A 24,255-nucleotide genomic window follows, 5' to 3' on the forward strand; every position below is an offset into this window, starting at 1 on the left:
GCCTATTGCGGCCCCAGCCTGCGGATCAGGGTGTCGAGCATCGCCATTTCTTCAGGGTGCAGGTCGGTCAGCGGCGCGCGCACCGGGCCGGCGTCGTGGCCGACCAGCCTGGCGCCGGCCTTGACGATGCTGACGGCGTAGCCGGCGCAGCGGTTGCGGATCTCCAGGTAGGGCAGGAAGAACTCGTCGAGCAGGCGATTGGTGGTGTCGTGGTCCTGGGCGGCGATGGCGCGGTAGAACTGCATCGCGGTCTTGGGCACGAAGTTGAAGACCGCCGACGAATACACCGGCACGCCCAGGGCGCGATAGGCCGCGGCGTAGACCTCGGCGGTGGGCAGGCCGCCCAGGTACGAGAAGCGGTCGCCCAGCTTGCGGCGGATGCGCACCATGGCTTCGATGTCGCCGACGCCGTCCTTGAAGCCGACCAGGTTGGGGCAGCGCTCGGCCAGCTGGGCCAGCTTGTCGGCCGACAGGCGCGACTGGGCGCGGTTGTAGACGATGACGCCGATCTGGACGGACTTGCAGACCTGTTCGACGTGGTCGGCGATGCCCTGCTGCGAGGCTTCGGTCAGGTAGTGCGGCAGCAGCAGCACGCCCTTGGCGCCCAGGCGCTCGGCTTCCTGCGCGTAGGCGATGGCCACGCGGGTCGGGCCGCCGGCGCCGGCCAGGATCGGCACCTTGCCGGCGCAGGTGGTGACGGCGGTGCGGATGACGTCGGAATACTCATCGGGCGCCAGCGAAAAGAACTCGCCGGTGCCGCCAGCGGCGAACAAGGCGCTGGCGCCGTAGGGCGCGAGCCATTCCAGGCGCTCGGCATAGGTCCGGGCGTTGAAATTGCCTTGCGCGTCGAAGTCGGTCACGGGGAAGGAGAGCAGGCCTTCCGAAACAATGGCCTTGAGTTCCTGCGGCGTGGTCATGGGCGGATATCCGTCGGTGGCGCACGCGCGGCGGACGGACTACCGCGCGAACATCGGTTGAATAGGCACGTCATCGTACAACATGATTTTCACCGATTCAATCCGAACCCACCCACGTTTTACTGGCTAGATTCTGCATTTATCCGGGAAAATCCGCGCTGCGGACAGCGGTCTGTCCAGGGATAATTTCTTTAGTTGTACGATAACTAGCGAGATGCCGCGAACCGCGGCATCGCTTTCGAGGATGCCACATGCCGCTCGCGCCTGCCCCCGCGCCCGTACTGATCAAGATTCACCCGCAGGACAACGTCGCCATCGTCGCCAACGAGGGCGGCCTGCCAGCCGGCACGGTGTTGCCGGACGGCCTGGTGCTGGCCGAAGCCGTGCCGCAGGGCCACAAGGTGGCGCTGTGCGATCTGGCGCGGGGCGCTCCGGTGCGCCGCTATAACGTGGTGGTGGGCTACGCGGCGCGCGACCTGGCGCGCGGCAGTTGGGTCAACGAACGCGTCACCACCATGCCCGCGGCGCGCACGCTCGACGACCTGCCGGTGGGCACGCGCGCGATCGCGCCGCCGCCGGCCCTGGCAGGCCACACGTTCGAGGGCTACCGCAATGCCGATGGCACGGTCGGCACGCGCAACATCCTGGCCATCAGCACCACCGTGCAGTGCGTGCAGGGCGTGGTGGAACACGCGGTCGAGCGCATCCGCCGCGAGCTGCTGCCGCGCTATCCCAATGTCGACGGCGTGGTGGGTATCGAGCACACCTATGGCTGCGGCGTTGCCATCGATGCGCCGGACGCGGCGATTCCGATGCGCACGCTGCGCAATATCGCCCGCAATCCCAATTTCGGCGGCGCCGCCATGGTGGTCAGCCTGGGGTGCGAGAAACTGCAGCCCGAGCGCCTGCTGGCGCCGGGCGCGATCCCGATCCGCGCGGGGCAGGGCACGGCCGGCGCGGACGGCGTCGAGACCATCGTGCTGCAGGACGACGAACATGTCGGCTTCGAATCCATGATCGCCAATATCATGCGCACCGCCGAGCGCCACCTGGAAACGCTGGACCGGCGCCGTCGCGAGACCTGTCCCGTGTCCGATCTGGTGGTGGGCGTGCAGTGCGGCGGCAGCGACGCCTTCTCGGGCGTGACGGCGAACCCCGCGGTGGGCTTCGCGGCGGACCTGCTGGTGCGGGCCGGCGGCACCGTCATGTTCTCGGAGAACACCGAGGTGCGCGACGGCATCGACCAACTGACCGCGCGTGCCGCCACCCCGGAAGTGGCCGAGGCGCTGGTGCGCGAGATGGCCTGGTACGACGACTACCTGCGGCGCGGCGGCGCCGACCGCAGCGCCAATACCAGCCCCGGCAACAAGAAGGGGGGGTTGTCCAATATCGTGGAAAAGGCGATGGGCTCGATCATCAAGTCCGGCACGTCCAACATCGACGGCGTGTTGGCGCCGGGCGAGCGGCTGACGCGCAAGGGCCTGATTTTCGCCGCCACGCCGGCCAGCGACTTCATTTGCGGCACATTGCAATTGGCGGCCGGCATGAACCTGCACATCTTCACCACCGGCCGCGGTACGCCCTACGGGCTGGCGCAGGTGCCGGTGATCAAGGTCGCCACGCGCAGCGACCTGGCGCGGCGCTGGCACGACCTGATGGACGTGGACGCGGGCCGCATCGCCACCGGCCAGGCCTCCATCGAGGAGGTGGGCTGGGAGTTGTTCCGGCTGATGTTGGACGTGGCCAGCGGCCGGCGCCAGACCTGTGCCGAGCAACTCAAGCTGTACAACGCCCTGGCGCTGTTCAACCCGGGGCCGGTGACCTGACGCGGCATCCGTTCATTACGACAGCAAGCGGGCGCGGGCAGCGCAAAGCGCGGCTACCCGGCGGGAAACCAGCTGCGGGACGTCGCGGCGCCGCAATGACAACGGCCCGTGCGATGCCAGGCACCGCACGGGCCGTTGTCGTTCGCGCGCTGATCAGTCGGCGGCGGGCGTGTCCGCCGATGCCTGCGCCGGCGCGTCCGCTACGGGCGCGGCCGCAGCCTCATCGGGGGCATCGGCCTGGGCCGGCGCCGGTTTGGCGCCATCGGCCGCCGGCTTGCCCGGATTTGCCTTGCCCTTGCCGCCACGGCCACCGCCCGCCTTGGCGTGGCGCCGCGAGGCCATGCGTTTGGCGTGCTGCGCTTCGTTGGCGGTCACGGCGCCGTTGGGTTCGCCGTTCAGGTCGACGCGCGCGGCGCCTTCGACCATGCAATCCCAGTAGCGGCGGCCGTCGCACCAGGTCTTGACGGCCTGCTTGATCTCGTCGGCGCTGAGCTGCAGGGTCTTGGCGTGCTGCACCAGGTCCTCCAGCACCCCCAGTTTGAGCGGCACCTTGGGCGCCGGCTTCTTGGGGAAGGCTTTGGGGAATTGCCGCTGCAGTCGCGAAATGGCGATCAGCACCGGGTCGACCGGCGTCTCGCGCCGCTCGGCGGCGGGCGCGCGCGCAGGCCTGCCGGACTTCTTCTGCGAAGCCGCCTCGCCAGCGTTCGGACGCGGGGGTTTCTTCTTGGAAGCCGCCTCTTCTTGAGCCTGCTTGACAAGCAGTCCTCGGATTGCGGCTAGCTGTTCTAGGCCCATAGTGTGCTGCAAGTTCTGATGTTGAAAGCGTGGAGCATAACAGTTGTGGCGTGTCGGATTGAAGTTGCGGCCCCGCGGCGGCCGTCGTAAGCTGCTCGCCACGATGGGCAAGCACACGCGGTATACGTTCACAAGCATGTCCGCCGCCTCCCGCCGCGCGCGGGCCTGGCTGGCGGCGGGGCTGCTGGTTTTCCAGTCGCTGGTGGCCGCGACGGCGTCCGGCGCGCCGGCGCTGGCGCTGGACGCGAGGGGAGCGTCCGTCATCCTGTGCACGGCCGACGGCCCACGTCTGGTGGCGCTGGATCGCACGGACGTCGCCGGCGCCTCTGGCACCGCGCCTGCCGGTTTCCCTGCCTCCCACGGCGTGGACGGCACGTTGCCGCACTGCTGCGCCGCCCATTGCGCCATGTTCACCGGCGCCGGCCCGCCCGCCTTCGCGGAACTGGCCTGGCGCCTGCCGCTGGCGGCAGCGGCGCTGCCGCGCGTCTCGCCAGCCACGCCATGCCCGCGCGGCGAGGCGCCCTGGCTGCCTCAGCAATCACGCGCGCCACCGCGCGCCGCCTGATTCTTGCGCCCGCATCGTCCCTGTCACCGCGCAGGCGCGATGCGGGCGCGCTCCCGTGCCTGATCCCGTACCGTCCGTCGCCGCGTGCGCGCAATCTTCTTTCGCGCCCGCGGGGTTCTTTTTTCAACGGCTTTGCGCCGTCGCTACCTCGGAGTCCCATCATGTTCAAACCCGTATTCATCGCCGCCACCCTGGCGCTCGCCCCGCAATGGGCCTGGGCCCATGCCCACCTGCGGGATGCGTCGCCGGCCGACAAGGCCGAGGTGACCGCGCCATCCACGGTGACCGCCAGTTTCTCCGAAGGGCTGGAGCCGGCGTTTTCGTCGCTGACCGTGCTGGACGCGGCCGGCCGACAGGCCGTGCCGGCCAAGGCGGCGCCCGCGCCCGGCGATGACAAAACGCTGGTGCTGCCTGTCGCCAAACCCTTGCCGGCCGGCGCCTACACCGTGAAATGGCAGGCCTTGTCCAAGGACGGCCACAAGACCAACGGCGCCTGGACGTTCACGGTCAAACCCTGAAATGGACACGTTGTGGGTCGTGTTTGCGCTGTGCCGGGCCGTGAGCGCCGGCGCGGCGGCGATGCTGTTCGGCGCCAGCGCCATGCTGGCGCTGGGCGGCGCGCCGCGCCTGGGCGTGGCCGCTGAAACCGCGCTGCGGCCGGCCCTGCTGCGCATTGGCGCGGTGGGACTGGTGGCGACGCTGTGCCTGCTGCCGTTGCAGGCCGCCAGCATTGCCGGCGATTGGCGCGCGATGCTGGACGGCGACATGCTGGACACGGTGACGCTGCAGACCCGCTACGGCCAGGCCTGGGTGCTGCGCGCGCTGTGCGCGGCCGCCGTGCTGGGCGTGGCGCTGGGGCTGCGGCCGGGCCGGCCCTCATGGCTGGCCGGGCCAGCGGCGGTGGCGCTGGCGCCGCTGGCGTTCAGCGGCCACGCGGCGATGCATGAAGGTGGCTGGGGCGTGGCGCACGCAATCAACGACTACCTGCACGTGCTGGCCGCCGCGTTCTGGCTGGGGTCGTTGCCGGTGTTCCTGTCGTGGCTTGCGGCCTGGCAGCGTCCGCACGCGCGCGCCGAGGCCACGCGGGCCTTGTTGCGGTTTTCAGCCTGGGGGCATGTCGCGGTCGGGGTTCTGCTGGTGAGCGGCGTGGCCAACGCGGCGCTGATCCTGGGCCCGGCGGTGCTGGATACAGGGTCGGCCTATGTGCGGGTGCTGCTGCTCAAGGTCGCGCTGGCCCTGGCCATGACGGGCCTGGCGCTGGCCAACCGCTATCGCTGGATCGCGCGTATCCGGAAGCAGCCGGTCCGGGCGCTGCGCGCCATCCGGCGCAATACGGTCGCGGAACTGGCGCTGGGCGGCGCAGTGCTGGTGATCGTGGGCGCGCTGGGACTGATGCCGCCGTCGTAACGGGCCGCGCGGGCCATCGCCACGTCAGGCGCTATCCCGCCAGCACCAGCAACAGGGCCAGGGCCAGCAGCAGGCCGAAGGCGGCCAGCGCGGCGGGCAGCAGTTGGGCATACACCAGCCGCTCCTGGCCCTGGCCCTGCGCCAGGCCGGCGGCGATGGACATGCGGACCGGCGAAAAGAACCCCATCGACGTGCCCGCCACGTGCAGCAGCGCCGCAGCCGCGGGCAGGTTCAGGCCGGCGTGCAGCGCCAGCGACAGCTGCGACGGCATGAACAGGCTGTTGGGCGCGTTGCCGCTGTTGGCGAGGATGCCGAAGGCGCCGGCCAACAGCGGCGTGATCAGCAGCGTCCAGTCATCCAGGGCCCGGAACAGGCCGTCGGCGTAGGCCCGCGAAATGCCGGCGCCGGCCAGCACCTCGGCCATCATCGCGAACAGGAACACCGACAGGACCGCGTGCCTGCCGGTGCGCCAGGCGTAGCCCGCGTTGTCCGCCAGCAGTCCCGGCCGGCGGCGCCAGGCCGCGATCAGCAGCGCGCCGCCGATCAGCCAACTGCCGGCATGCAGGAACGGCGCCCACGCCGGCAGGTCGGGGTAGGGGCTGAAATGCGCCAGGCTGGCCAGGCCCTGGTGCAACGCCGGCACCAGCCGCGTGACGACCAGGCAGGCGATCAGCACGATGTATGGCAACGCGCCACGGGCGGCGGCCCGCAATTGCGCCAGGCCGGGCCGGCGATCCAGCACGAACCGCAGCACGATCAGGGGCCCATAGGCCGCCAGCAACGCGGTTTCCGGGCCCAGCAGCGCGGTGGCGGCGGCCAGCAGGGCCAGGCTGACCAGCATCCATGCCGCCTCGCGGGCGCGTTCGGCCATCGTGGCCGGCAGGCCCGCGCGCCGCGCCGTGCGCCAGAACAACGTCATCCAGATGCCCATCAGCAGGGTCACGGGCACCATGCCATACAAAGCCAACTGCGCCGGCGGCACGCGCGCATAGGCGGAGGCCAGCAGCGTGCCGCTGCCCATGGCGCCCCATGGAATCAGCGTCTGACTCAGGAGCGCGAAGACCATCAGTTCGCGCGGCTTGAAACCGAGCGGGCGGATCAACAGCACGGTGCCCAGCATACCGACGCCGAAACCGGTGGCCGATTCGGCGAACGGGCCCACCAGGAAACAGGCGAAGAACAGCAGGCGGCGGCGCGCCAGGGCAGTTGCCGGCGCGCCGGCAGGCTGGCCCGCGGGCGCGCTGCCCCGCGCCGCCATCTGCCAGAACAGCAGGCCGCCCAGGATGTACGGGGTGATGACGCCGCCGATCCAGAGTCCGCGCGCCAGCGCCTGCCCTAGGGCGCCCGCGCCGAAAGCGCCGGGGGCCGCGAACCCTGCCACCGCCATGGCCGCCAGCAGCCCGAGCACGGCGGCCAGCGTGGTGTTGAGACGGCCGCTGGCGATGGCGCCGATCACCACCAGCGCCGGCAACGACCACAGCAGGTACATCATGGCGCGCCGCCCGCCAGGGCGGATGTGCGGCAGGCGTGGCGCGGGCCGGTCAGGCGGGGCGCCACGTTCAGCAGGCCGCCGCGAAACCGCGCAGGATTCCCCGCGCGTGCGGCGTGGGCGCCAGCGCGGCGCGCAGCGCGGCCACGTCATGGCCTGCGGCCGCCAGGAAATCCTGGCGGCGCGCCAGGCAGGCATCCATCAGCCCGGCGGTGAATTCCGGGTGGAACTGCACCGACAGGGCGCGCGGGCCGTAGCGCAGGATCTGGTGCGGATCGTGGCGGCTGGCGGCCAGCACCGTGGCGCCGGCCGGCGGCCGCAGCACGCTCTGTTCGTGCGTCAGGAGGGCCGGGAACGGATCGGGCAGGCCGGCCAGCAGCGGATCCGCCGCGGCGGCGGGCAGGCACCTGACCGCGTGCAGCCCGATTTCGCGGCCGCGCGGATGGTAATCGACCTCGCCGCCGAAGGCGTGGGCCATGAGCTGGTGGCCGTAACAGATGCCGAGCAGCGACAACTGCGCGTCCATCGCTTCGCGCAGCCATTGCGCGGTGCGCTCGCTCCAGGGTTCGCGGTCGGTGACCATGGCCCACGAACCCGTCAGCACCGCGCCGCGCAGCGCGGCCGGGTCGGGCAGGTCGTCGCCGGCGGCCGGATGGATCACGGTCAGGGGCGCGCCCACGTCCGCCAGGGCCGCCATGACCCAATCGGCCTGCTCGCCGTGGGCGGCGCGCAGATCTTCGGGCGGTCTGCCCATTTGCAGGATGGCTAGCGGTCGGAGAGGCATGGCGATGACGGCGTCGGCGAGGCCCCGGACAGGCCCCGCGCAATGATGAGGCCGCCGCGCCCATTCATCAATAGCCCGGCGCCGCTATCTGCCATGAACGGGGTTGATATCGGCCGGGACGCCGGCCGGCATCATCCGCGGCAGGCACGCCGCGTTCAGCTGCCTCGGCGCGCCGTCAGCCATTGCGTCGACGGCAGGGCATGGTCGACGATGCGCACCTCGCCAATGCTGCCGAAGAAGCCGTCGGCGCGGGCGCCATCCCATGAACCGGCGCCGATCACCCAGGGCATGTTGGCGGCCAGCGCCGCCAGCCCCGGCGCGTCGGCGACGTTGCGCAGCACCGGCGCGCCCTCGACGTACAGAATGGTTTCGTGCGTGGTGTCGTCGTTGACGATGGCCACGTGCATCCACTTGTCGGCAATGATTTCGCCAGACCAGTTGGCCTTCGCGCCGCGCGCGCCGTTGACCTCGGGCACCACTTCCCACTGCACTTCGCGCAGGCTGGAAATGGCGAACAGCAACGGCGGGGATTCGGGGTCGCCGCCGTTGAAACCGGCCAGATCGCCGCGCTTGCCGTCGCGCGTCATGATGTTCATCCAGGCATGCTTCTGCGCGCTCCAGTCGCGGTCGATCTTGATGAAGGCTTCCACCGTGTAGCCATTGGGCACCGTCTCGGCGTTCAGCGGCGCCGTGGTGGCGCTGGTGAAGTAGCTCATGCGAGCGGTGTTCTTGTCGGTGTTCAGGAACCGTACCGAACCGGGCGCGGCCGACAGGTAGTGGTGGTCGTTGGACCACACCATGTCCGCGAGCTGCGCGCCGGCCACGCCATCGATGTTCAAGGGCGCGCGGCTGACGGGATTCAAGCCGGCGCGATCCTGGATCACCTGGCCCACCGGCACCGGCTGGCCGTCGGTGCCGCCGAAAAAGCGCCAGTGCGCCAGGGTGCCCGGCACCTGCGGATAGTCGTCGCTGTCGGCAGCGGGCTTCTGCACCGTGGCGGCGGGCTCGGCGTAGTTGGCCAGGATCAAGGCGCGGGCCTGGTCGAGCAGCGGGGGATGCGAGGGCGCGGCGGCCTTGAACGTCTTGTTGAAGCCGCTGAAGCGCCTGGCAAAATCCATCTTGATGGTGAACTGCTCGTTGGCCCCGGTCAGCACCGCCTGGTCGAAGGCGTTGAGCGTGGCCTTTGGCTTTTGCGGCACCCACGGCGAGAACGACAGCACGCGGATCTCGTTGTTGCTCAGGTCGAATTCGTACAGGCGCATCAAGCCATTGCCGCCCTGGTAGGCCATTTGGTAGTCCACCACCATTTCCTCGACCGCGTTGCCGAAGGCGTTGGTCTTGGTCAGGCGCGCCGCGCCATGATAGTGGCCATTGAGCGTCATGAAGATCTGGTCGTTGTCGCGGATCAGTTTGTCCCACAGCATCAGGCCGTAGGGCACCTCCAGGGGGCTGACGCCGTCCTTGTCGATGTTGAGCAGTTGGTGATTGACCAGGATCACCGGCAGCGTCGGATGGGCGCGGATGACCTGGTTGGCCCAGTCCAGCCCGGCATCGGAGATGCGCCACGACAACGACAGCACCATGAATGCCTGGCCCTCGGCCTGGAACACGTGATACTCATGGAAGCCGCTGGGATCGCGGCCGCCGAAGGTGGCCTGCTGGCGCGCGCGGTCGGTGCCGAACGTCTTCAGATACGGCTCGTTCGCCAGGGTGCGCTGCGCGTCGGTGGCGCTGGCCTGGCTGCTGGCGTCGACGTAATCGCGGTCCAGGATCACGTCATGATTGCCGGCCAGGATGGAGTAGGGCACCTTGGCGTCTTCCAGGATCTGCATGGCCGCGCTGGCCACCGTCCACTGGTCGGGTTTGCCTTGCTGGTCGACCACATCGCCCAGGTGGATCAGGAAAGGAATGTCCAGCGCCTTGGCGTGGTCGGCAACCCACTGCGTCTGGGCCTTGTAGGGCTCGCTACCGTACTTGCGCATGAACTGCTGGTTCTCGGCATCGGTGGCGTAGCGCGAGTAGAACTGGGTGTCCGGCAGCACCGCCACGGCGAAGCTGGAGATGTTCACCGGTTGCGGCGGCGCGGCCGTATTGGCCGCCGCTGTGTCCTCGTCGTCGCTGGCGCAGGCCGAAAGCAGCAGCGAGCCGCCGACCGGCAGCAGGGTGGCGCCAAAGCCGGCTTTCAGCAGGCTGCGCCGGCGCGGGTCGGCCGCTATCGGCAGGGGGGTGTTCGTGATCGTGGCAATGTCGTTGCTGCCGTCGTGCTTGTCGTGCGCCATCTGTACCGCCCATCCGTTGAAAAAGGGGGAAGCTTAGAAACGCGGGGTGACGGATTTGTTAAGTCTGCGTGAAGATTGTGCGGCGCCGCGCCGTCGGCTGGCCGCCGGGCGGCCCCTTCGCCGCCCACCTTTCCTAGTGTCCTACTGCGCTTGGCGCGGCCCATTTCTGCGTAAGTAGCGTGCTACCATCCGCCTCTTCAAAAGGATGCGAATGCCCGCCACAGGAGCCCTTTTCAGCAGACGCTGGACCGCGCTGGCCGCGGTGTTCCTGTTCGCCTTCCAGGCGCTGATCGCATCGGCCGCGCTGGCCGGGCCCGGCAGCGCGCCCGGCGCCACCACCATCATCTGCACCGCCAGCGGACCGCGCGTGGTCACGCTGGACGCCGACGGCGTCGCGCAGGATGCGCAGCAGCACAGCGGCGCCTTGCCGCATTGCTGTTTCGCCGGCTGCGCCATGCTGGGCGGCGCCCCGCCGTCCGGGCTGGCCGTACGGGCCTGGCTGCTGCCCGCCACGCCGCCGCTGCTGCCGGCGCCCACCATCGACATCCATTTCTCCAGCGCGCAGGCGCGGTTGCCGCGGCAGCCGCGCGCGCCACCTCTGTCGGCCTGAACCTTCGTTTTTCCCATTTTTTCGCTGGCGCGCATCGATGCGGCCCGCGCGGTCGCGCGCGCGTCCAGCCTGTTCAGATCCAGAGAACCCCATGCGCAATAAAAAAAAGGAAATCCTGCGGGCCGGCTGCCTGGCCACCGCCGTGGCCGCGTCGTTCCCCGCCTGGCCCAACAGCGTCGACGCCGACGGTGTCACGGTCACCGACCCGGTGGTCATCACCGGCGTGGCGCCGAGCGCGCCGCTGACCTTCACCACCGATCCGAAGGTCCCGCGCCAGCCGCTGCCGGCCAGCGACGGCACTGACTACCTCAAGACCATTCCCGGCTTCTCGGCCATCCGCAACGGCGGCACCAACGGCGATCCGGTGCTGCGCGGCATGTTCGGCTCGCGCCTGAACATCCTTACCAACGGCACCTCGATGCCCGGCGCCTGCCCGGCGCGCATGGACGCGCCCAGCTCGTACATCTCGCCCGAGAACTTCGACAGGCTGACCGTCATCAAGGGGCCGCAGACGGTGCTGTGGGGCCCGGGCGCGTCGGCCGGCACCATCAAGTTCGACCGCGACACGCCGCGCTTCAGCGAGCCCGGCGTGCGCTTTGACGGTAGCCTCGTGGGCGGGTCAAACGGCCGCAATGACCAGGCCGCCGACCTGACCGTCGGCAACGACAAGGTCTACACCCGCATCACCGCCAACCATTCGCACGCCCAGGACTACAAGGACGGCGACGGCAACAAGGTGCCGTCGCGCTGGGACAAGTGGAACGCCGACCTGGCGCTGGGTTTCACGCCCGACGCCGATACGCTGTACGAGCTGACCGCCGGCACCGGCGACGGCAACGCCCGCTACGCGGGGCGCGGCATGGACGGTTCGCAGTTCAAGCGCGAAAGCTTCGGCCTGCGCTTCGAGAAGCGCAACCTGGGCGGCGTGCTGGACAAACTGGAGGCGCAGCTCTACTACAACTACGCCGATCACGTGATGGACAACTACACGCTGCGCGCGCCGGATCCGCACGGCATGATGCCGATGGCGATGGCGTCGAACGTAGACCGCGCCACCTGGGGCGGGCGCGTCGCCGGGACCTGGAACCTGGCGCCGGACCTGAGCCTGGTGACCGGCCTGGACTTCCAGCAGAGCCGTCATCGCTCGCGCAACGGCAACGCCATGGTGTCCTACCGCGAACACCGTTGGGTCAAGGACGCCAGCTTCGCCAACACCGGCGTCTTCGGCGAACTGACCTGGCACGCCACCGACGACAGCCGCGTCATCGGCGGCGCGCGGGTCGACTGGGCCTCGGCCAAGGACTTTCGCCGTGCCAATGGCTCGACGATGATGCCCATGCCCAACCCCACGGCCGGCGAGCGCCGCAGCGACACGCTGCCGAGCGGCTTCCTGCGCTACGAGCGCGACCTGGAGGCGGTGCCGGCCACCGTCTACATCGGCCTGGGCCATGCGGAACGGTTCCCGGATTACTGGGAACTGTTTTCTCCGACGAAGGGGCCGGACGGCTCGGTCAACGCCTTTCGCGGCGTCAAGCCTGAGAAGACCACGCAACTGGACTTTGGCGCGCAGTACAAGACCGGCACAATGGACGCGTGGCTGTCCGGCTACGCCGGCTACGTCGACGACTTCATCCTGTTCGACTACGCCCAGGGCGGCATGGGGGGCATGGGGGGGGCCGCGCAGGCCAGCAACGTCAACGCCCGCATCGCCGGCGGTGAGCTGGGGCTGTCGTACCAGGTGGCGCCGCGCTGGAAGCTGGGCGCGACGCTGGCGTACGCCTGGGGCCAGAACCGCAGCGACGGCCGCGCCTTGCCGCAGATGCCGCCGCTGGAGGCCAAGCTCAGCGCCGCCTACGACGATGGCACCTGGTCGGCCGGGGCGCTGTGGCGGGTGGTCGCCGCGCAGCGCCGCTACGCCCTGAACCAGGGCAACGTGGTGGGCAAGGATTTCGGTCCCAGCGCCGGGTTCGGGGTGTTCTCGCTCAACGGCGGCTACGCGGTCAACAAGCAGGTCAAGCTGTCGCTGGGCGTGGACAACCTGTTCAACAAGACCTACGCCGAACACCTCAACCTGGCGGGCGACGCGGGCTTCGGCTTTGCCGCCAACACGGCCTTCAATGAGCCCGGGCGCACCGTCTGGGCGCGCCTGAGCGTCAAGTACTGAGCGCCGTCCGCAACGGTTGGGCTACGGGCGCCCGTAGCCCGCCGGGGCGCATGTTCTAATACGCGCTTTACGAGCCCTTGAACCCTGACACGGTTCCGCTGCCTCATGTTGCGCCTGACCGAAATCATCCTGCCCCTGTCGACCTCCCAGGACGACATCGACGCCACCCTGCGCGCTGCGGCCTGTAGCCGCCTGGGCATCGCTGCCGATGCCCTGCGCGCCCTGACCATTTTCCGGCGCAGCTACGACGCGCGCAAACGCAGCGCCATCACGCTGACCTATTCCGTGGACGTCGAAGTGGCCGACGAGGCCGCCGTGCTCAAGCGCGTCGCCGGCCTGCGCACCGTTATGCCGACGCCGCCCATGCAATACCAGTACGTCGGCCACGCGCCGGCCGACCTGCCCGAGGCCAGCCGCCCCGTGGTGATCGGCTTCGGCCCCTGCGGCCTGTTCGCGGCGCTGATCCTGGCACAGATGGGGTTCCGCCCGATCATCCTGGAACGCGGCCGGGTGGTGCGCGAGCGCACCAAGGACACCTGGGGCCTGTGGCGCAAGAACACCCTGCAACCCGAATCGAACGTGCAGTTCGGCGAGGGTGGGGCGGGCACGTTCTCGGACGGCAAGCTCTCGACCCAGGTCAAGGACCCCAAGCACTACGGCCGCAAGGTGCTGCAGGAGTTCGTGGCCGCCGACGCCCCGCCCGAAATCCTGTACGTCAGCAAGCCGCACATCGGCACCTTCCGCCTGGTCAAGATGATTGAGCAGATGCGTGCGCAGATCGCCTCGCTGGGCGGCGAGTTCCGCTTCGAAAGCCGTGTCGACGACATCGAGATCGAGGATGGCCGGGTGCGCGGCGTGCGCCTGGCGGGCGGGGAGTTCATCGCCGCCAGCCACGTGGTGCTGGCGGTGGGCCACAGCGCCCGCGACACTTTCCGCATGCTGCACAAGCGCGGGGTGTTCATGGAGGCCAAGCCGTTTTCGCTGGGTTTCCGCATCGAGCATCCGCAGTCGGTGATCGACCGCGCCCGCTTCGGCCCGAGCGCCGGCCCCCCGGTGCTGGGCGCGGCCGACTACAAGCTGGTGCACCACGCCGGCAATGGCCGCGCGGTCTACAGCTTCTGCATGTGCCCGGGCGGCACCGTGGTGGCCGCCGCGTCGGAACCGGGCGGCGTGGTCACCAACGGCATGAGCCAGTATTCGCGCAACGAACGCAACGCCAACGCCGGCATCGTGGTCGGCATCGAACCCAAGGACTTTCCCGGCATCGAGGACTCGCCGCTGGCGGGCATCGACTTCCAGCGCCATTGGGAAAAGCGCGCCTACGAACTGGGCGGCGGCGACTACAGCGCGCCGGCGCAACGGGTGGGCGACTTCCTCGCCGGCCGGCCTTCCACTGCGCTGGGCAGCGTGACGCCGTCGTACAAGCCGGGGGTCCGGTTGACTGATCTGTCCGACAGCCTGCCGGACTACGTGATCGCCGCCATTCGCGAGGCCCTGCCGGCGTTCGAACGGCAGATCAAGGGCTTTTCCATGCACGACGCCGTGCTCACGGGCGTCGAAACGCGCACCTCGTCGCCGCTGCGCATTACACGCCGCGACGATTTCCAGAGCATGAACACCAACGGGCTGTTCCCGGCGGGCGAGGGCGCGGGCTACGCCGGCGGCATCATGTCGGCCGCCATCGACGGCATGAAAGTGGCCGAGGCCGTGGCGCTGCATCTGCTGGGCCGCGACGACATCACCGGCGGCAACCGCCGCGGCGTCAGCGACGATTACTAGGGCGGCCGCTACGCGCCATCCTTCGCGCGCAAGCGGGTCGCGTGCCGCCCGGGATGCGGCGCAAGGCAGGACGGCGTCCCCGGGAGGCGCGCGCCGCCGACCGCGCCGCCAGGGGCTGGCACGGCAATGCCGCGGGACTCGCCGGCTCTGTCGATTTCCAATCAAGTCGTTCGTCGTAGTGCCAAGGATCTTCCCGATCCGCTCTCCTGGAGAATGGTATGCGCAGACTCATTGTTTCGATCTTCACCAGCCTCGACGGCGTGGTCCAGGCCCCCGGCGGGCCGAACGAGGACCCGGCTGGCGGCTTTCGCCTGGGCGGCTGGACCGTGCCCTACGCCGATGAGGCCATCGGCAAACATGTGAGCGGCCTGATGGCGGCGCCGTTCGAGCTGTTGCTGGGACGGCGCACCTACGAGATCTTCGCGGGCTATTGGCCGAACGTGCCGGCGGGCTCGGGCAGCCGCGCCCTGGCCGACCGGCTCGACCGCGTGCCCAAACACGTGGCCACGCACCGGCCCGACGGCCTGTCCTGGCGCGGCAGCCGGGCCCTTGGGGGCGAGCTGACCGAGGCAGTGCGCGCGCTCAAGCGCGGGGAGGGCGCCGACCTGTTGACCTTCGGCAGCGGCAACATGGTGCGCCAACTGCTGGCGGCGGGGCTGGTGGACGAGCTGTCGCTGCTGGTCTATCCGGTCATGCTGGGACGCGGCAAGCGCCTGTTCGGCGACGATGCGCGAATTTCCGCCTTCACGCTGGCGCAGGCCGCCCCGACGCCTGGCGGGGTGCTGATCACCCGCTACCTGCGCGCCGGCGAGGTGCGCACGGGCTCGTTCGACGACGCCGGCTGAGCCGCGCCGGCCGTTGCCGGCCGACCAGCCCGACGGCGACGCGGTTCAGTGCGACGACACATAGGTCGACGCCGCGAAGGCCGGCGGAACGGCGAATTCGGCCTTCATGCGCCGCGCTTCCTCGAGCGGACTGCGCCCGAACACGCGCTTGAACTCGCGGCTGAACTGCGACGGGCTGTCGTAGCCGACCGCCGCGCTGGCGGCGGCCGCGGTCAGGCCATTGCGCACCATCAGCAGGCGCGCCTGGTGCAGGCGCGTGGATTTCAGGTATTGCATCGGCGAGGTCTGGGTCACCGCCTTGAAATGCACGTGGAAGGCCGGCACGCTCATGCCCGCCTCGCGCGCCAGCTGCTCGACGCCCAGATCGTCCATATAGGCCGCATGGATGCGGCGCAAGGCCCGCGTGATCTTGCCGAAATGGCCCTGCATCGACAGGGCCGCGCGCATCGATGGCCCCTGGTCGCCGGTGAGTATCTGGAAGTAGATTTCGCGCACCAGCGACGGCCCCAGCACGCGAGCCTCCAGCGGCCGGCCCATCGCCTCCAGGAAGCGCAGCACCGATTCGCACAGCCGCGGGCTCATGGGGCTGGACAGCATGCCCTTTGGCTCGGCGGCCACGAAGCCGCCCAGCGCATCGAGCTGCAGCATGAGGTCCGCCGCCAGCTTGAAATCCAGATGCAGGTAGATGGCGAGCAAGGGTTCGCGTTCGCTCGCGTCCGTTTCCATCGTGAAGGGCACGGGCACCGAGACCACCAGGCACTGCTGCGCGTCATAGCAATAGGTGGTGCCGCCGAAATGGCCACGCTTGCGGCCCTGGCAGACGATAACGATGCCTGGGTCGTAGAGCACCGGCACCGACGTCAACGGACGATTCGAGCGCAGCAGCCGCACGTCGGGCAACGCGGTCAGGTTGTAGCCCTCGTCGGGCGCCAACGCGGCGAGCAGGGCGGCCATCCGCTGGCGCATGGCCGCCGTGGACGCGTCGGCGGGCGATTGTCCGGTCCCGGCCAGGCGGGCGTCCGTGCCTGGAAAGCTGGAAGTTGTCATTTCAATAGATTCAGGCAATGAAAATAGATTCCATGCCATGGTTTGGCATTCACGAGAATCCTATTATGCAATCCATGCCGGTACCGCACCAGTCCCCCCAAAAAAGGGCATGGTGGCCGGGCAGGGCCGTCAGGGCCCGGCTCGCGCGCCAGAAGCCGCGATCCGGCAGTCACCCACTGCATAGGAAACACCGCCATCATGATTGACGTATTCAACCCCGCCGACGGCTCCCGCGTCGGCCAGGCGCCCGAACTGGGCGTTGCCGAAGTCCGGGCTGCCATCGACCGCACCTGCGCCGCCTTTCCCGGCTGGTCGGGCAAGCTGGCGCGTGAACGCGCCGAGCTGCTGCGCGGCTGGTTCGAACGGATGCGCGCCGATCGGCATGTGTTCGCGGAACTGATGGTTCGGGAGAACGGCAAGTGCCTGGCCGAAGCGCTGGGCGAGATCGATTACGGCCTGGGCTTTATCGAGTGGTACGCGGAAGAGGGCAAGCGCATCTACGGCGACATCATCCCGTCGCACGCCGAGCATGCCGAAGTGCTGGTATTCAAGGCGCCGGCCGGCCCGACCGCCGCCATTACGCCCTGGAACTTCCCGTTCATGATGATCGCCCGCAAGGTTGCCACGGCCCTGGCGGCCGGCTGCACCATGATCATCAAGCCGTCGGAACTGACTCCGCTCACGGCTTACCGGATGCTCGACTATGCGCGCCAGGCCGGCATTGGGCCCGGCGTGTTCGAGATGGTGACCGGCGACCCGCGCGCGATCGGCGAACTGTTCACCGGCGACCCGCGTATCCGCAAGCTGTCGTTCACCGGGTCAACCGCCGTGGGCAAGCTGCTGGCCGCCGCCTGCGGCAACGACCTGAAGAAAATGACGCTGGAACTGGGAGGCAACGCGCCGTTCATCGTGTTCGACGATGCCGACGTCGACAAGACCGCCACCCAGTTGGTGATGGCCAAGCTGCGCAACTCGGGCCAGGTATGCATCTCGCCCAACCGCATCTACGTGCACGCGGCGATCCATGACCGCTTTGTCGCAGCCCTGGCCGCGAAGGTGGCCGCGATCCCAGTCGACCAGGGCCTGCGCGAGGGATTCGTGGTGGGGCCGCTCATCAATCAGGCCGGCATCGACAAGGTGGCGGCGCTGGTGGATGACGCGACGCGCCGTGGCGGACGCATCGTGCTGGGCGGCAAGCGCCACGCCAGAGGCGGCCTGTTCTACGAGCCGACCGTGCTGGCCGGCCTGGATGACGGCATGGATATCGCCCACACCGAGATTTTCGGGCCGGTGTTCGCGATTTACCGCTTCGACACCGAAGACGAGGTGGTGCGCCGCGCCAACCAGTCCGAGTACGGGCTGGTGGCCTATGCCTTCACGCGCGACCTGGGCCGTGCGTTGCGCCTGTCGCGCCATATCGAGGCAGGCATGGTGATCCTGAATTCGGGTTCCGTGGGGACGGCATCGGTGCCGTTCGGCGGCGTCAAGCATTCGGGCTACGGCCGCGAAGGCAGCCATTACGGCATCGAGGAGTATGTCGAGGTCAAATACGTGCTGCTGGCCGGGCTGGATCAATGAGCGGCGGGCGGGCCTGGCACGGGATATGGCACTGGGCTGTGCGAAATACGCATAATGTATATTATGTAAAGTAACGCATGCGGGCTGGCCAGGCGCTGCGGCCCACCCGTCCATGATCATCGCGAATTCGCGGCGCCAAGCTTCAGGTCAACGTCAACGTATGGGTCGAGAATGGGCCGCATAAAATCCAAAAGGAGACACCATCATGTCTCGGAGACTATTGCATGCCCTGCCCGCCTTGGCGTTCGTCCTGTATGCAGGCACTTCGGCAGCGGCGGATGCGCCGGAAGTCGTGCTGGGCGCCTCAATTCAGCTGACAGGCCCCGTCGCCAATACCGGGCGCTACTACCGCGATGCCTATCAGATCGCGGTGGACAAGATAAACGCCGCCGGCGGCGTGAAGATCGGCGGCGTACCCCATAAATTGGCGCTCAAGATCTACGACAACCAGTCGGACGTCAATCTCAGTGTGCGCCAGTACACCCAGCTGATCACCCAGGACAAGGCAAACCTGCTGCTCGGCCCCTTCGCCAGCAATTTCGCGCTGGCCGATTCCGCCGTATCGGAAAAGTACAAGGTGCCCATGGTCGAGGGCGGCGGCGCATCCGACCAGATCTTCTCGCGTAAATTCAAGTACATATTCGGCACGCTGGCCCCGGCCAGTAACTATTTCGGCACCACCGTGCAAATGCTCAAGGCGCTCAAGCCCGCGCCAGCCAGCGTGGCGCTGTTGTACGCGGACGATGCGTTTGACGTGTCCGTCGCCGACGGCACCCGCCCGCTGCTGAAGTCGGCGGGACTGCCGATCGCGATGGACGAGCGCTACAGCACCAATGCCACCGATTTCAATTCACTGTTGTCACAGATCAAGAGCAAGAACGTGGACGCCGTGCTGGTGGCCGGCCACGAGACCGAGATATTGAACTTCGTGCGCCAGGCCAAGAGCCTTGCGGTTGCGCCCAAGATGTACTCGTTCACCGTTGGCGTGCCGTCAGAGGATTTCCGCAAGGCGCTGGGCAGCGATGCCGACTATGCTTTCGGCATGACCGCATGGTTGCCTTCGGCGGCGCTGAAGGACCGCTGGTTTGGCGATGCGCAGCAGTTTGCCCAGGCTTACAAGGCAAAGTACGGCTATGACCCGGACTATCACGCGGCATCCGGCGTGGCCGATGTCGAAGCGCTGGTTCACGCCATGGAAACCGCGGGCACCACGGCGCCGCAAAAAGTGCGCGACGCCTTGGCCAAGACCAGATTCGACAGCCTTTACGGCCCCATAGCCTTCAATGCGCAGGGACAGATTGACCTGCCGCAGGTCGTGATACAGGTGCAGGGCGACAAGCTGGCGGAGGTATATGGGGCCAAGGGCTTCATCACCCAGCCGAAGTACCCCATGCCGGCCTGGAACGCGCGCTAGGCCCCGTTCAGGCTGACAAGCGCCCCACTCTTTCTCGGACCTCTACGCGATGGACCTGCTGGCGCAAATCCTCGCCAACGGCATCTTGCTCGGCGGCCTGTACGCCGTGATGGCGCAAGGCCTAGCGCTGGTCTGGGGCGTGCTCAATATCGTCAACCTGGCGCATGGCGCGTTCATCATGCTGGGCGCCTATGCGTCCTGGTATCTGTACACCGACCTGGGCGTGGACCCGTTCCTGGGCCTGCCGCTTACCGCTGCGGCCATGTTCGCACTGGGCTATGCGCTGCAGCGCGGTCTGCTGAACCTGGTGGTGCGCTCGCCGATGTTCAACACGCTGCTCATCACTTTTGGCCTGGAAGTTGTGTTGACCTACCTGGCGCAATGGGTGTTTTCCGCCGACTTCCGCACCATCAATCCGCCCTACGCAGGCAACAGTTATTCGCTCGGCCCGGTGACGCTGCCCGTGGCGCGGCTGGCCGCCTTTGGGGTGGCGCTGGCGTTGACCCTGGGCATGTGGCTGTTCTTGCTGCATAGCCGTCTGGGTCGCGCCATTCGGGCCACCGCCCAGAATCTGGTGGCGGCGCGCCTCTATGGCGTGGAACCGCGCCATCTTTACGCCGTGACCTTCGGCCTGGGGTTGGCGCTGGCCGGCGCCGCGGGCGGACTGTACGGCACGGTGTCGCAGATCAACCCCTACATCGGCGCCACGCTGACGGCGAAGTGCTTCGCCATTGCCATTATCGGCGGCCTGGACAATCCGCTCGGCGTGATGGTCGGCGGGCTGTTCCTGGGCATCGTTGAATCGCTCACCACGCTCTACGTGGGTCCGACGTTCGCCGACGTCGCCAGCTTCGGCACCTTGGTGCTGGTGCTGCTGCTGCGGCCCAGCGGCCTGCTGGGAAAGGCGGCATGAAGACGCTGCGCGCGATCCTGCTGCTGCTGGCGGTGGCCGCGCTGGCCGGCGTGCCGTGGTACGGCTCGGACGTGCTTGTGCAGTTCGGCATCAACACGCTGCTGCTGGCGGTGCTGGCCCAGGGGTGGAACATCATTGGCGGTTACGCCGGCTATGCATCCTTCGGAAATTCTGTCTTTTACGGGCTGGGCAGCTACGGCGTGGCCATCGCCATGGTGCAGTGGGACCTGCCCTTCCCGGTTGGCCTGGCTCTCGGGGTCGCTCTGGCGCTGGCGTTTGCCGTGCTGCTGGGTCTGCCCGTGCTGCGGCTGCGCGGCCATTACTTCGCGATCGCCACCCTGGCGCTAGCGCAGGTCATGACGGCCATCGTCTCCAACATCAAGCTGGCCGGCCAGAATATCGGCCTGGTGCTGCCGCCGCTCAATAACGATCCCATGTTCTATGAGTTGGCTCTGGGGCTGCTGGTGCTGGCGACCTTGACTATCGCCGCCCTGACTCGCAGCAGGTTCGGGTTTGGCCTGATCGCGATCCGCGAAAACGAGGAAGGCGCGGCCGTCATGGGTGTGAACACCACTCTGTACAAGGTGGCGGCCTTCGCCTTGTCGGGCGTGTTCAGCGCGCTGGCCGGCGGCATCCACGCCTACTGGATCACTTTCCTCGATCCGGAAAGCGCCTTCGACATCAGCCTGAACGTCAAGATGATCATCATGGCCGTGTTCGGCGGCGCGGGCACCATTCTGGGCCCGGTGGTGGGGGCCTTTTCGCTGTCGGCGGTGTCGGAACTCCTTTCCAGTGAAATCACCAGCGCCGCCGGCCTGTTTTTCGGCGTGGTCATCGTCGCCGCGGTGGTGCTGATGCCGCGTGGGCTGGCCGACCTGCGGCGCCGCCTGCGCAAGTCGGGCTGGCGCTATTTCGTCGAGAACATCCGGGCGCACAGGCTATGACCGCCATCCTCGACATCCGCAATATGACGCGGCGCTTCGCAGGGCTGGTGGCCGTGGACCAGGTCAGCTTCACGCTGGGCGAGGGTGAAATCCTGGGTTTGATCGGCCCCAACGGCGCCGGCAAGACGACCCTGGTCAGTCTGATCAGCGGTACGCTGGCGCCCAGCCAGGGCGAGATCCTGTACCAAGGCAAGCTGATCAACCAACTGCCGGCCTACCGGCGCGCCCGCTTGGGCATTGGCCGTACCTTCCAGATCATGCGGCCCTTCCCTGGCCTGTCGGTGCTGGATAACGTGGCGGTTGGCGCGCTTTTCGGCCGCGGTGGCGGCCAACCCAAGCTGGCCCTGGCGCGCGAGCAGGCCCGGACCTGCCTGGATTTCGTCGGGCTGGGGCGCGCCGCCGGCCAACGCGCCGACGAACTGGGCGGCCCGGATCGCAAGCGCCTGGAACTGGCCAAGGCCCTGGCCATGCAGCCCAAGGTGCTGCTATGCGACGAGGTCATGGCGGGACTGAACCTGGTCGAGATCGACGAAGTCATCGAGATCATCCGCAAGGTGCGTGATACCGGCATCAGCGTGCTGGTCATCGAGCATGTCATCAAGGCCATCAAGAGTCTGTCGGACCGGCTCCTGGTACTGCACCACGGGGAAAAGATCGCCGACGGCCCGCCGGACGAGGTGCTGGCGAACGCCGAGGTGGTGCAGGCCTATTTGGGCAAGCAGCGCGCATGAAGACCGCCGACGTCCCCGTGTTGAAGGTCGAGGGCCTGAGCGCTGGCTATGGCGAGCTGCCGGTGCTGCACGATATCTCCCTTGAAATACAGCGCGCGGAACTGGTCGCGCTGGTCGGCAGCAACGGCGCGGGCAAGACCACCCTGCTGCGCGCCCTGTCGTGCGTGTTGCCCAGCACGGGCAGCATCCTGATGGAAGGCCGCGCGTTGTCCCGGCCCACGCCGGACGAGGCCTTCGCCCGCGGCATGGTTCAGGTACCCGAAGGGCGGCAACTGTTCGATCGCATGACGGTGCAGGACAATCTGCTGATGGGCGCCTACCGGCGCGCCGATAAGGCGGCCATCGCGCGCGACCTGGACAAAATCTATGGCTTTTTCCCACGCCTGTCGGAAAGGCGCCGGCAACTCGCCGGCAGCATGTCGGGCGGCGAGCAGCAGATGTGCGCCATGGCACGCGCGTTAATGGCCGCGCCGACGCTCATGATGATCGACGAAATGAGCCTGGGCCTGGCTCCGGTGGTGGTCGAGCAGTTGATGGGCGTGCTGGCGGACATCGTGCGCGAAGGCGTCACGGTCCTGCTGGTCGAACAGGATATTCATCTGGCGCTATCGGCGGCCCATCGCGGCTATGTCATGGAAACGGGCCGCATCGTGCATAGTGGCCCCGCGCGAGCGCTGCTGGACGATCCAAGGGTCCGGCAGGCGTACTTGGGAATTTGAGTACGGCATCCGGGTTCCTCGACGCGCTTCCCGGCGCCCAGCCTGCCTTCTCCGCGAGCGAATCCCCGCACGCTTCTGGAGAAACATCATGTACCGTTACACTAGGGTCTTTGCAAGGGGACAGGCGTGGCGCGTTGGCGATGGCTACTTCTGCAATTCACGCGCAAGCTGTGGGTGCGCGCGACACTGATCGGCGCGCTCGGCATCCTGGCGGCGATGGCCGCGACCCTGGCCGAGCGCTACCTGCCATGGGACTTGCCGGGCAGCATCAGCGCCGAAGCGGTCGACAGCATCCTGTCGATCATCGCGTCGAGCATGCTGGCGGTGACGACCTTCTCCCTGAGCATCATGACTTCGGCGTTCGGCGCGGCTACCAACACCGTCACGCCGCGCGCGACGGTTCTGCTGATCCAGGACGGCATCACGCAGAACGTGCTGTCCACGTTCATCGGTTCGTTCCTCTTCAGCATGGTCGCGCTCGTGGTGCTCAAGACTGGCGCCTACGGGCCGCGTGGCCGGCTGGTGCTGTTCGTGGTGACCGTCGGCATCATTGTGCTGATCGTCATCGCGTTGTTGCGCTGGATCAACCACCTGATGCTGCTCGGACGCGTCGGCGAGACCACCGACCGGGTCGAGCGCGCCACGCGCGCGGCGATCGAGGCGCGGCTCGACGAACCCTTTCTCGGCGGTCGCGAATTGCGCGGCGCCGGCCGCGCGGCGCCCCAAGGGGCCGAAGCGGTGCGCGCGGGCACGACCGGCTACGTGCAGTTCATCGACATGGCGGCGCTGCAGGACGAGGGCGAGCGCGCGGGCCGGCCGCTCCATGTGCCCGCGATTCCTGGCACCTTTGTCTATCCGGATACCGTGCTGGCCTGGCTCGGCGCGCCGGACGCCGCGACTGGCACCGAGACGCGGACCGAAGCGCAGAGCGATCCCGAGGCGGACGCGGCGGCGCGCGCCGAGCGGATCCGGCAGGCCTTCAGTGTCGGCACGCGCCGCAGCTACGACCAGGATCCGCGCTTTGGCATCGTGGTGCTCAGCGAGATCGCGATCCGGGCGCTGTCGCCCGCCGTGAACGACTCTGGCACGGCGATCGACGTTATCGGCCGCTGCGCCCGCCTGCTCGCGCTATGGGCCGAGGGAGCGCGCGGCGATTCCGGCCAGTCCCCTAAATTCCCCCGGATCCATGTGGTACCGATCCGGTCGGAGGACCTGTTCGACGACGCTTTCCGGCTGGTGGCGCGCGATGGCGCGGCACAGATCGAAGTGCAATCGCGCCTGCAGAAGGCGCTGCGCGCGTTGCGGCACACCGGCGATCACGCCTTCCGGCAAGCCGCCGCCTATCAATCGCAGCTGGCCTTGCAGCGCGCGGAACAGGCCATGACGATGGACGCCGACAAACAATTGCTGCGGGACATCGTGGCGGATGCGCGCATGCCTTAGAATAAT

General features: G+C 68.2%; 21 protein-coding genes. 15 read left to right on the forward strand and 6 right to left on the reverse strand.

Going from position 1 to position 24,255, the window contains the following annotated elements:
• Nucleotides 1–2: 2 nt before the first annotated feature.
• Entirely contained in the window at nucleotides 3–917 is a 915-nt protein-coding gene (kdgD, locus tag K2W61_RS22870) for a 5-dehydro-4-deoxyglucarate dehydratase (protein ID WP_175132071.1), read from the reverse strand.
• Between the two features lie 251 nt (nucleotides 918–1,168).
• Between kdgD and garD the strand changes: the two genes are divergently transcribed.
• On the forward strand, nucleotides 1,169–2,743 hold the full coding sequence (gene garD, locus K2W61_RS22875; protein WP_236756633.1) for a galactarate dehydratase: 1,575 nt from the start codon (nucleotides 1,169–1,171) through the stop codon (nucleotides 2,741–2,743).
• Between the two features lie 153 nt (nucleotides 2,744–2,896).
• Here garD and K2W61_RS22880 read toward each other — a convergent pair whose 3' ends face one another.
• Entirely contained in the window at nucleotides 2,897–3,538 is a 642-nt protein-coding gene (locus tag K2W61_RS22880; protein WP_175132073.1) for a ProQ/FinO family protein, read from the reverse strand.
• Between the two features lie 136 nt (nucleotides 3,539–3,674).
• Between K2W61_RS22880 and K2W61_RS22885 the strand changes: the two genes are divergently transcribed.
• From K2W61_RS22885 to copD, 3 genes are all read left to right on the forward strand, one after another.
• Nucleotides 3,675–4,103: a hypothetical protein gene (locus tag K2W61_RS22885; RefSeq protein ID WP_175132074.1), complete on the forward strand. Its 429-nt coding sequence runs from the start codon at nucleotides 3,675–3,677 to the stop codon at nucleotides 4,101–4,103.
• Between the two features lie 161 nt (nucleotides 4,104–4,264).
• Nucleotides 4,265–4,621, forward strand: coding sequence for a copper homeostasis periplasmic binding protein CopC (copC, locus tag K2W61_RS22890; protein ID WP_175132075.1), 357 nt, complete (start codon nucleotides 4,265–4,267; stop codon nucleotides 4,619–4,621).
• Between the two features lies 1 nt (nucleotide 4,622).
• Nucleotides 4,623–5,510 carry a copper homeostasis membrane protein CopD gene (copD, locus tag K2W61_RS22895; RefSeq protein WP_175132076.1) on the forward strand — a complete coding sequence of 296 codons (888 nt, stop codon included), beginning with the start codon at nucleotides 4,623–4,625 and terminating at the stop codon, nucleotides 5,508–5,510.
• A 31-nt stretch (nucleotides 5,511–5,541) separates the two neighbouring features.
• Here the strand turns inward: copD and K2W61_RS22900 are convergent, their stop codons facing one another.
• From K2W61_RS22900 to K2W61_RS22910, 3 genes are all read right to left on the reverse strand, one after another.
• Nucleotides 5,542–7,002, reverse strand: coding sequence for a hypothetical protein (locus K2W61_RS22900; RefSeq protein ID WP_236756634.1), 1,461 nt, complete (start codon nucleotides 7,000–7,002; stop codon nucleotides 5,542–5,544).
• A gap of 67 nt (nucleotides 7,003–7,069) precedes the next feature.
• Nucleotides 7,070–7,783 carry a glutamine amidotransferase gene (locus K2W61_RS22905; protein ID WP_175139905.1) on the reverse strand — a complete coding sequence of 238 codons (714 nt, stop codon included), beginning with the start codon at nucleotides 7,781–7,783 and terminating at the stop codon, nucleotides 7,070–7,072.
• A gap of 155 nt (nucleotides 7,784–7,938) precedes the next feature.
• Nucleotides 7,939–10,062: a LamG-like jellyroll fold domain-containing protein gene (locus K2W61_RS22910; protein WP_236756636.1), complete on the reverse strand. Its 2,124-nt coding sequence runs from the start codon at nucleotides 10,060–10,062 to the stop codon at nucleotides 7,939–7,941.
• A 211-nt stretch (nucleotides 10,063–10,273) separates the two neighbouring features.
• Here K2W61_RS22910 and K2W61_RS22915 point away from each other — a divergent pair, with 211 nt between their 5' ends.
• The 4 genes from K2W61_RS22915 (at nucleotide 10,274) to K2W61_RS22930 (ending at nucleotide 15,460) form a co-directional block, all read left to right on the forward strand.
• Nucleotides 10,274–10,672: a DUF2946 family protein gene (locus K2W61_RS22915; RefSeq protein WP_175132083.1), complete on the forward strand. Its 399-nt coding sequence runs from the start codon at nucleotides 10,274–10,276 to the stop codon at nucleotides 10,670–10,672.
• A gap of 91 nt (nucleotides 10,673–10,763) precedes the next feature.
• Nucleotides 10,764–12,836: a TonB-dependent copper receptor gene (locus K2W61_RS22920; RefSeq protein WP_236756637.1), complete on the forward strand. Its 2,073-nt coding sequence runs from the start codon at nucleotides 10,764–10,766 to the stop codon at nucleotides 12,834–12,836.
• Between the two features lie 105 nt (nucleotides 12,837–12,941).
• Nucleotides 12,942–14,615, forward strand: a complete 1,674-nt coding sequence (locus tag K2W61_RS22925; protein WP_236756638.1) for an NAD(P)/FAD-dependent oxidoreductase — start codon at nucleotides 12,942–12,944, stop codon at nucleotides 14,613–14,615.
• 218 nt (nucleotides 14,616–14,833) lie between these two features.
• Nucleotides 14,834–15,460: a dihydrofolate reductase family protein gene (locus tag K2W61_RS22930; protein ID WP_236756639.1), complete on the forward strand. Its 627-nt coding sequence runs from the start codon at nucleotides 14,834–14,836 to the stop codon at nucleotides 15,458–15,460.
• 45 nt (nucleotides 15,461–15,505) lie between these two features.
• On the opposite strand, the gene K2W61_RS22935 is transcribed toward K2W61_RS22930, so the two are convergent.
• Nucleotides 15,506–16,426 (reverse strand): AraC family transcriptional regulator, encoded by a 921-nt coding sequence (locus tag K2W61_RS22935; RefSeq protein WP_217467953.1) that lies wholly within the window; start codon nucleotides 16,424–16,426, stop codon nucleotides 15,506–15,508.
• 279 nt (nucleotides 16,427–16,705) lie between these two features.
• On the opposite strand from K2W61_RS22935, the gene K2W61_RS22940 reads away from it, so the two are divergent.
• The 7 genes from K2W61_RS22940 (at nucleotide 16,706) to K2W61_RS22970 (ending at nucleotide 24,249) form a co-directional block, all read left to right on the forward strand.
• Nucleotides 16,706–18,085: an NAD-dependent succinate-semialdehyde dehydrogenase gene (locus K2W61_RS22940; RefSeq protein ID WP_175132087.1), complete on the forward strand. Its 1,380-nt coding sequence runs from the start codon at nucleotides 16,706–16,708 to the stop codon at nucleotides 18,083–18,085.
• Between the two features lie 205 nt (nucleotides 18,086–18,290).
• A complete protein-coding gene (locus K2W61_RS22945) occupies nucleotides 18,291–19,499 on the forward strand; it encodes an amino acid ABC transporter substrate-binding protein (protein ID WP_236756640.1) in 1,209 nt (402 codons plus the stop codon).
• Nucleotides 19,500–19,548: 49 nt separating this feature from the next.
• Nucleotides 19,549–20,412 (forward strand): branched-chain amino acid ABC transporter permease, encoded by an 864-nt coding sequence (locus tag K2W61_RS22950; RefSeq protein WP_175132089.1) that lies wholly within the window; start codon nucleotides 19,549–19,551, stop codon nucleotides 20,410–20,412.
• Nucleotides 20,409–21,356: a branched-chain amino acid ABC transporter permease gene (locus tag K2W61_RS22955; RefSeq protein WP_175132090.1), complete on the forward strand. Its 948-nt coding sequence runs from the start codon at nucleotides 20,409–20,411 to the stop codon at nucleotides 21,354–21,356. Before K2W61_RS22950 ends, K2W61_RS22955 begins: the two co-directional genes overlap by 4 nt.
• Nucleotides 21,353–22,087, forward strand: coding sequence for an ABC transporter ATP-binding protein (locus K2W61_RS22960; protein ID WP_175132091.1), 735 nt, complete (start codon nucleotides 21,353–21,355; stop codon nucleotides 22,085–22,087). Before K2W61_RS22955 ends, K2W61_RS22960 begins: the two co-directional genes overlap by 4 nt.
• The gene (locus K2W61_RS22965; RefSeq protein WP_175132092.1) at nucleotides 22,084–22,806 is read left to right on the forward strand and encodes an ABC transporter ATP-binding protein; all 723 of its coding nucleotides are present in this window, start codon (nucleotides 22,084–22,086) and stop codon (nucleotides 22,804–22,806) included. The genes K2W61_RS22960 and K2W61_RS22965 overlap by 4 nt, the downstream gene beginning before the upstream one ends.
• 126 nt (nucleotides 22,807–22,932) lie before the next feature.
• Nucleotides 22,933–24,249, forward strand: coding sequence for a DUF2254 domain-containing protein (locus K2W61_RS22970; RefSeq protein ID WP_236756641.1), 1,317 nt, complete (start codon nucleotides 22,933–22,935; stop codon nucleotides 24,247–24,249).
• Nucleotides 24,250–24,255 lie beyond the last annotated feature (6 nt).

It is taken from the genome of Achromobacter pulmonis, assembly GCF_021733725.1.
In the GTDB taxonomy this organism is placed as follows: domain Bacteria; phylum Pseudomonadota; class Gammaproteobacteria; order Burkholderiales; family Burkholderiaceae_B; genus Achromobacter; species Achromobacter pulmonis.

Coding starts and splice junctions, on each gene's coding strand:
- K2W61_RS22910 (WP_236756636.1), bottom strand. CDS start 10,062: ATGGCGCACGACAAGCACGACGGCAGCAACGACATTGCCACGATCACG.
- K2W61_RS22925 (WP_236756638.1), top strand. CDS start 12,942: ATGTTGCGCCTGACCGAAATCATCCTGCCCCTGTCGACCTCCCAGGAC.
- K2W61_RS22885 (WP_175132074.1), top strand. CDS start 3,675: ATGTCCGCCGCCTCCCGCCGCGCGCGGGCCTGGCTGGCGGCGGGGCTG.
- K2W61_RS22955 (WP_175132090.1), top strand. CDS start 20,409: ATGAAGACGCTGCGCGCGATCCTGCTGCTGCTGGCGGTGGCCGCGCTG.
- K2W61_RS22930 (WP_236756639.1), top strand. CDS start 14,834: ATGCGCAGACTCATTGTTTCGATCTTCACCAGCCTCGACGGCGTGGTC.
- K2W61_RS22945 (WP_236756640.1), top strand. CDS start 18,291: ATGTCTCGGAGACTATTGCATGCCCTGCCCGCCTTGGCGTTCGTCCTG.
- K2W61_RS22920 (WP_236756637.1), top strand. CDS start 10,764: ATGCGCAATAAAAAAAAGGAAATCCTGCGGGCCGGCTGCCTGGCCACC.
- K2W61_RS22915 (WP_175132083.1), top strand. CDS start 10,274: ATGCCCGCCACAGGAGCCCTTTTCAGCAGACGCTGGACCGCGCTGGCC.
- K2W61_RS22905 (WP_175139905.1), bottom strand. CDS start 7,783: ATGCCTCTCCGACCGCTAGCCATCCTGCAAATGGGCAGACCGCCCGAA.
- K2W61_RS22965 (WP_175132092.1), top strand. CDS start 22,084: ATGAAGACCGCCGACGTCCCCGTGTTGAAGGTCGAGGGCCTGAGCGCT.
- K2W61_RS22940 (WP_175132087.1), top strand. CDS start 16,706: ATGATTGACGTATTCAACCCCGCCGACGGCTCCCGCGTCGGCCAGGCG.
- K2W61_RS22960 (WP_175132091.1), top strand. CDS start 21,353: ATGACCGCCATCCTCGACATCCGCAATATGACGCGGCGCTTCGCAGGG.
- garD (WP_236756633.1), top strand. CDS start 1,169: ATGCCGCTCGCGCCTGCCCCCGCGCCCGTACTGATCAAGATTCACCCG.
- K2W61_RS22935 (WP_217467953.1), bottom strand. CDS start 16,426: ATGCGCCAGCGGATGGCCGCCCTGCTCGCCGCGTTGGCGCCCGACGAG.
- kdgD (WP_175132071.1), bottom strand. CDS start 917: ATGACCACGCCGCAGGAACTCAAGGCCATTGTTTCGGAAGGCCTGCTC.
- K2W61_RS22880 (WP_175132073.1), bottom strand. CDS start 3,538: ATGGGCCTAGAACAGCTAGCCGCAATCCGAGGACTGCTTGTCAAGCAG.
- K2W61_RS22900 (WP_236756634.1), bottom strand. CDS start 7,002: ATGATGTACCTGCTGTGGTCGTTGCCGGCGCTGGTGGTGATCGGCGCC.
- copD (WP_175132076.1), top strand. CDS start 4,623: ATGGACACGTTGTGGGTCGTGTTTGCGCTGTGCCGGGCCGTGAGCGCC.
- K2W61_RS22950 (WP_175132089.1), top strand. CDS start 19,549: ATGGACCTGCTGGCGCAAATCCTCGCCAACGGCATCTTGCTCGGCGGC.
- copC (WP_175132075.1), top strand. CDS start 4,265: ATGTTCAAACCCGTATTCATCGCCGCCACCCTGGCGCTCGCCCCGCAA.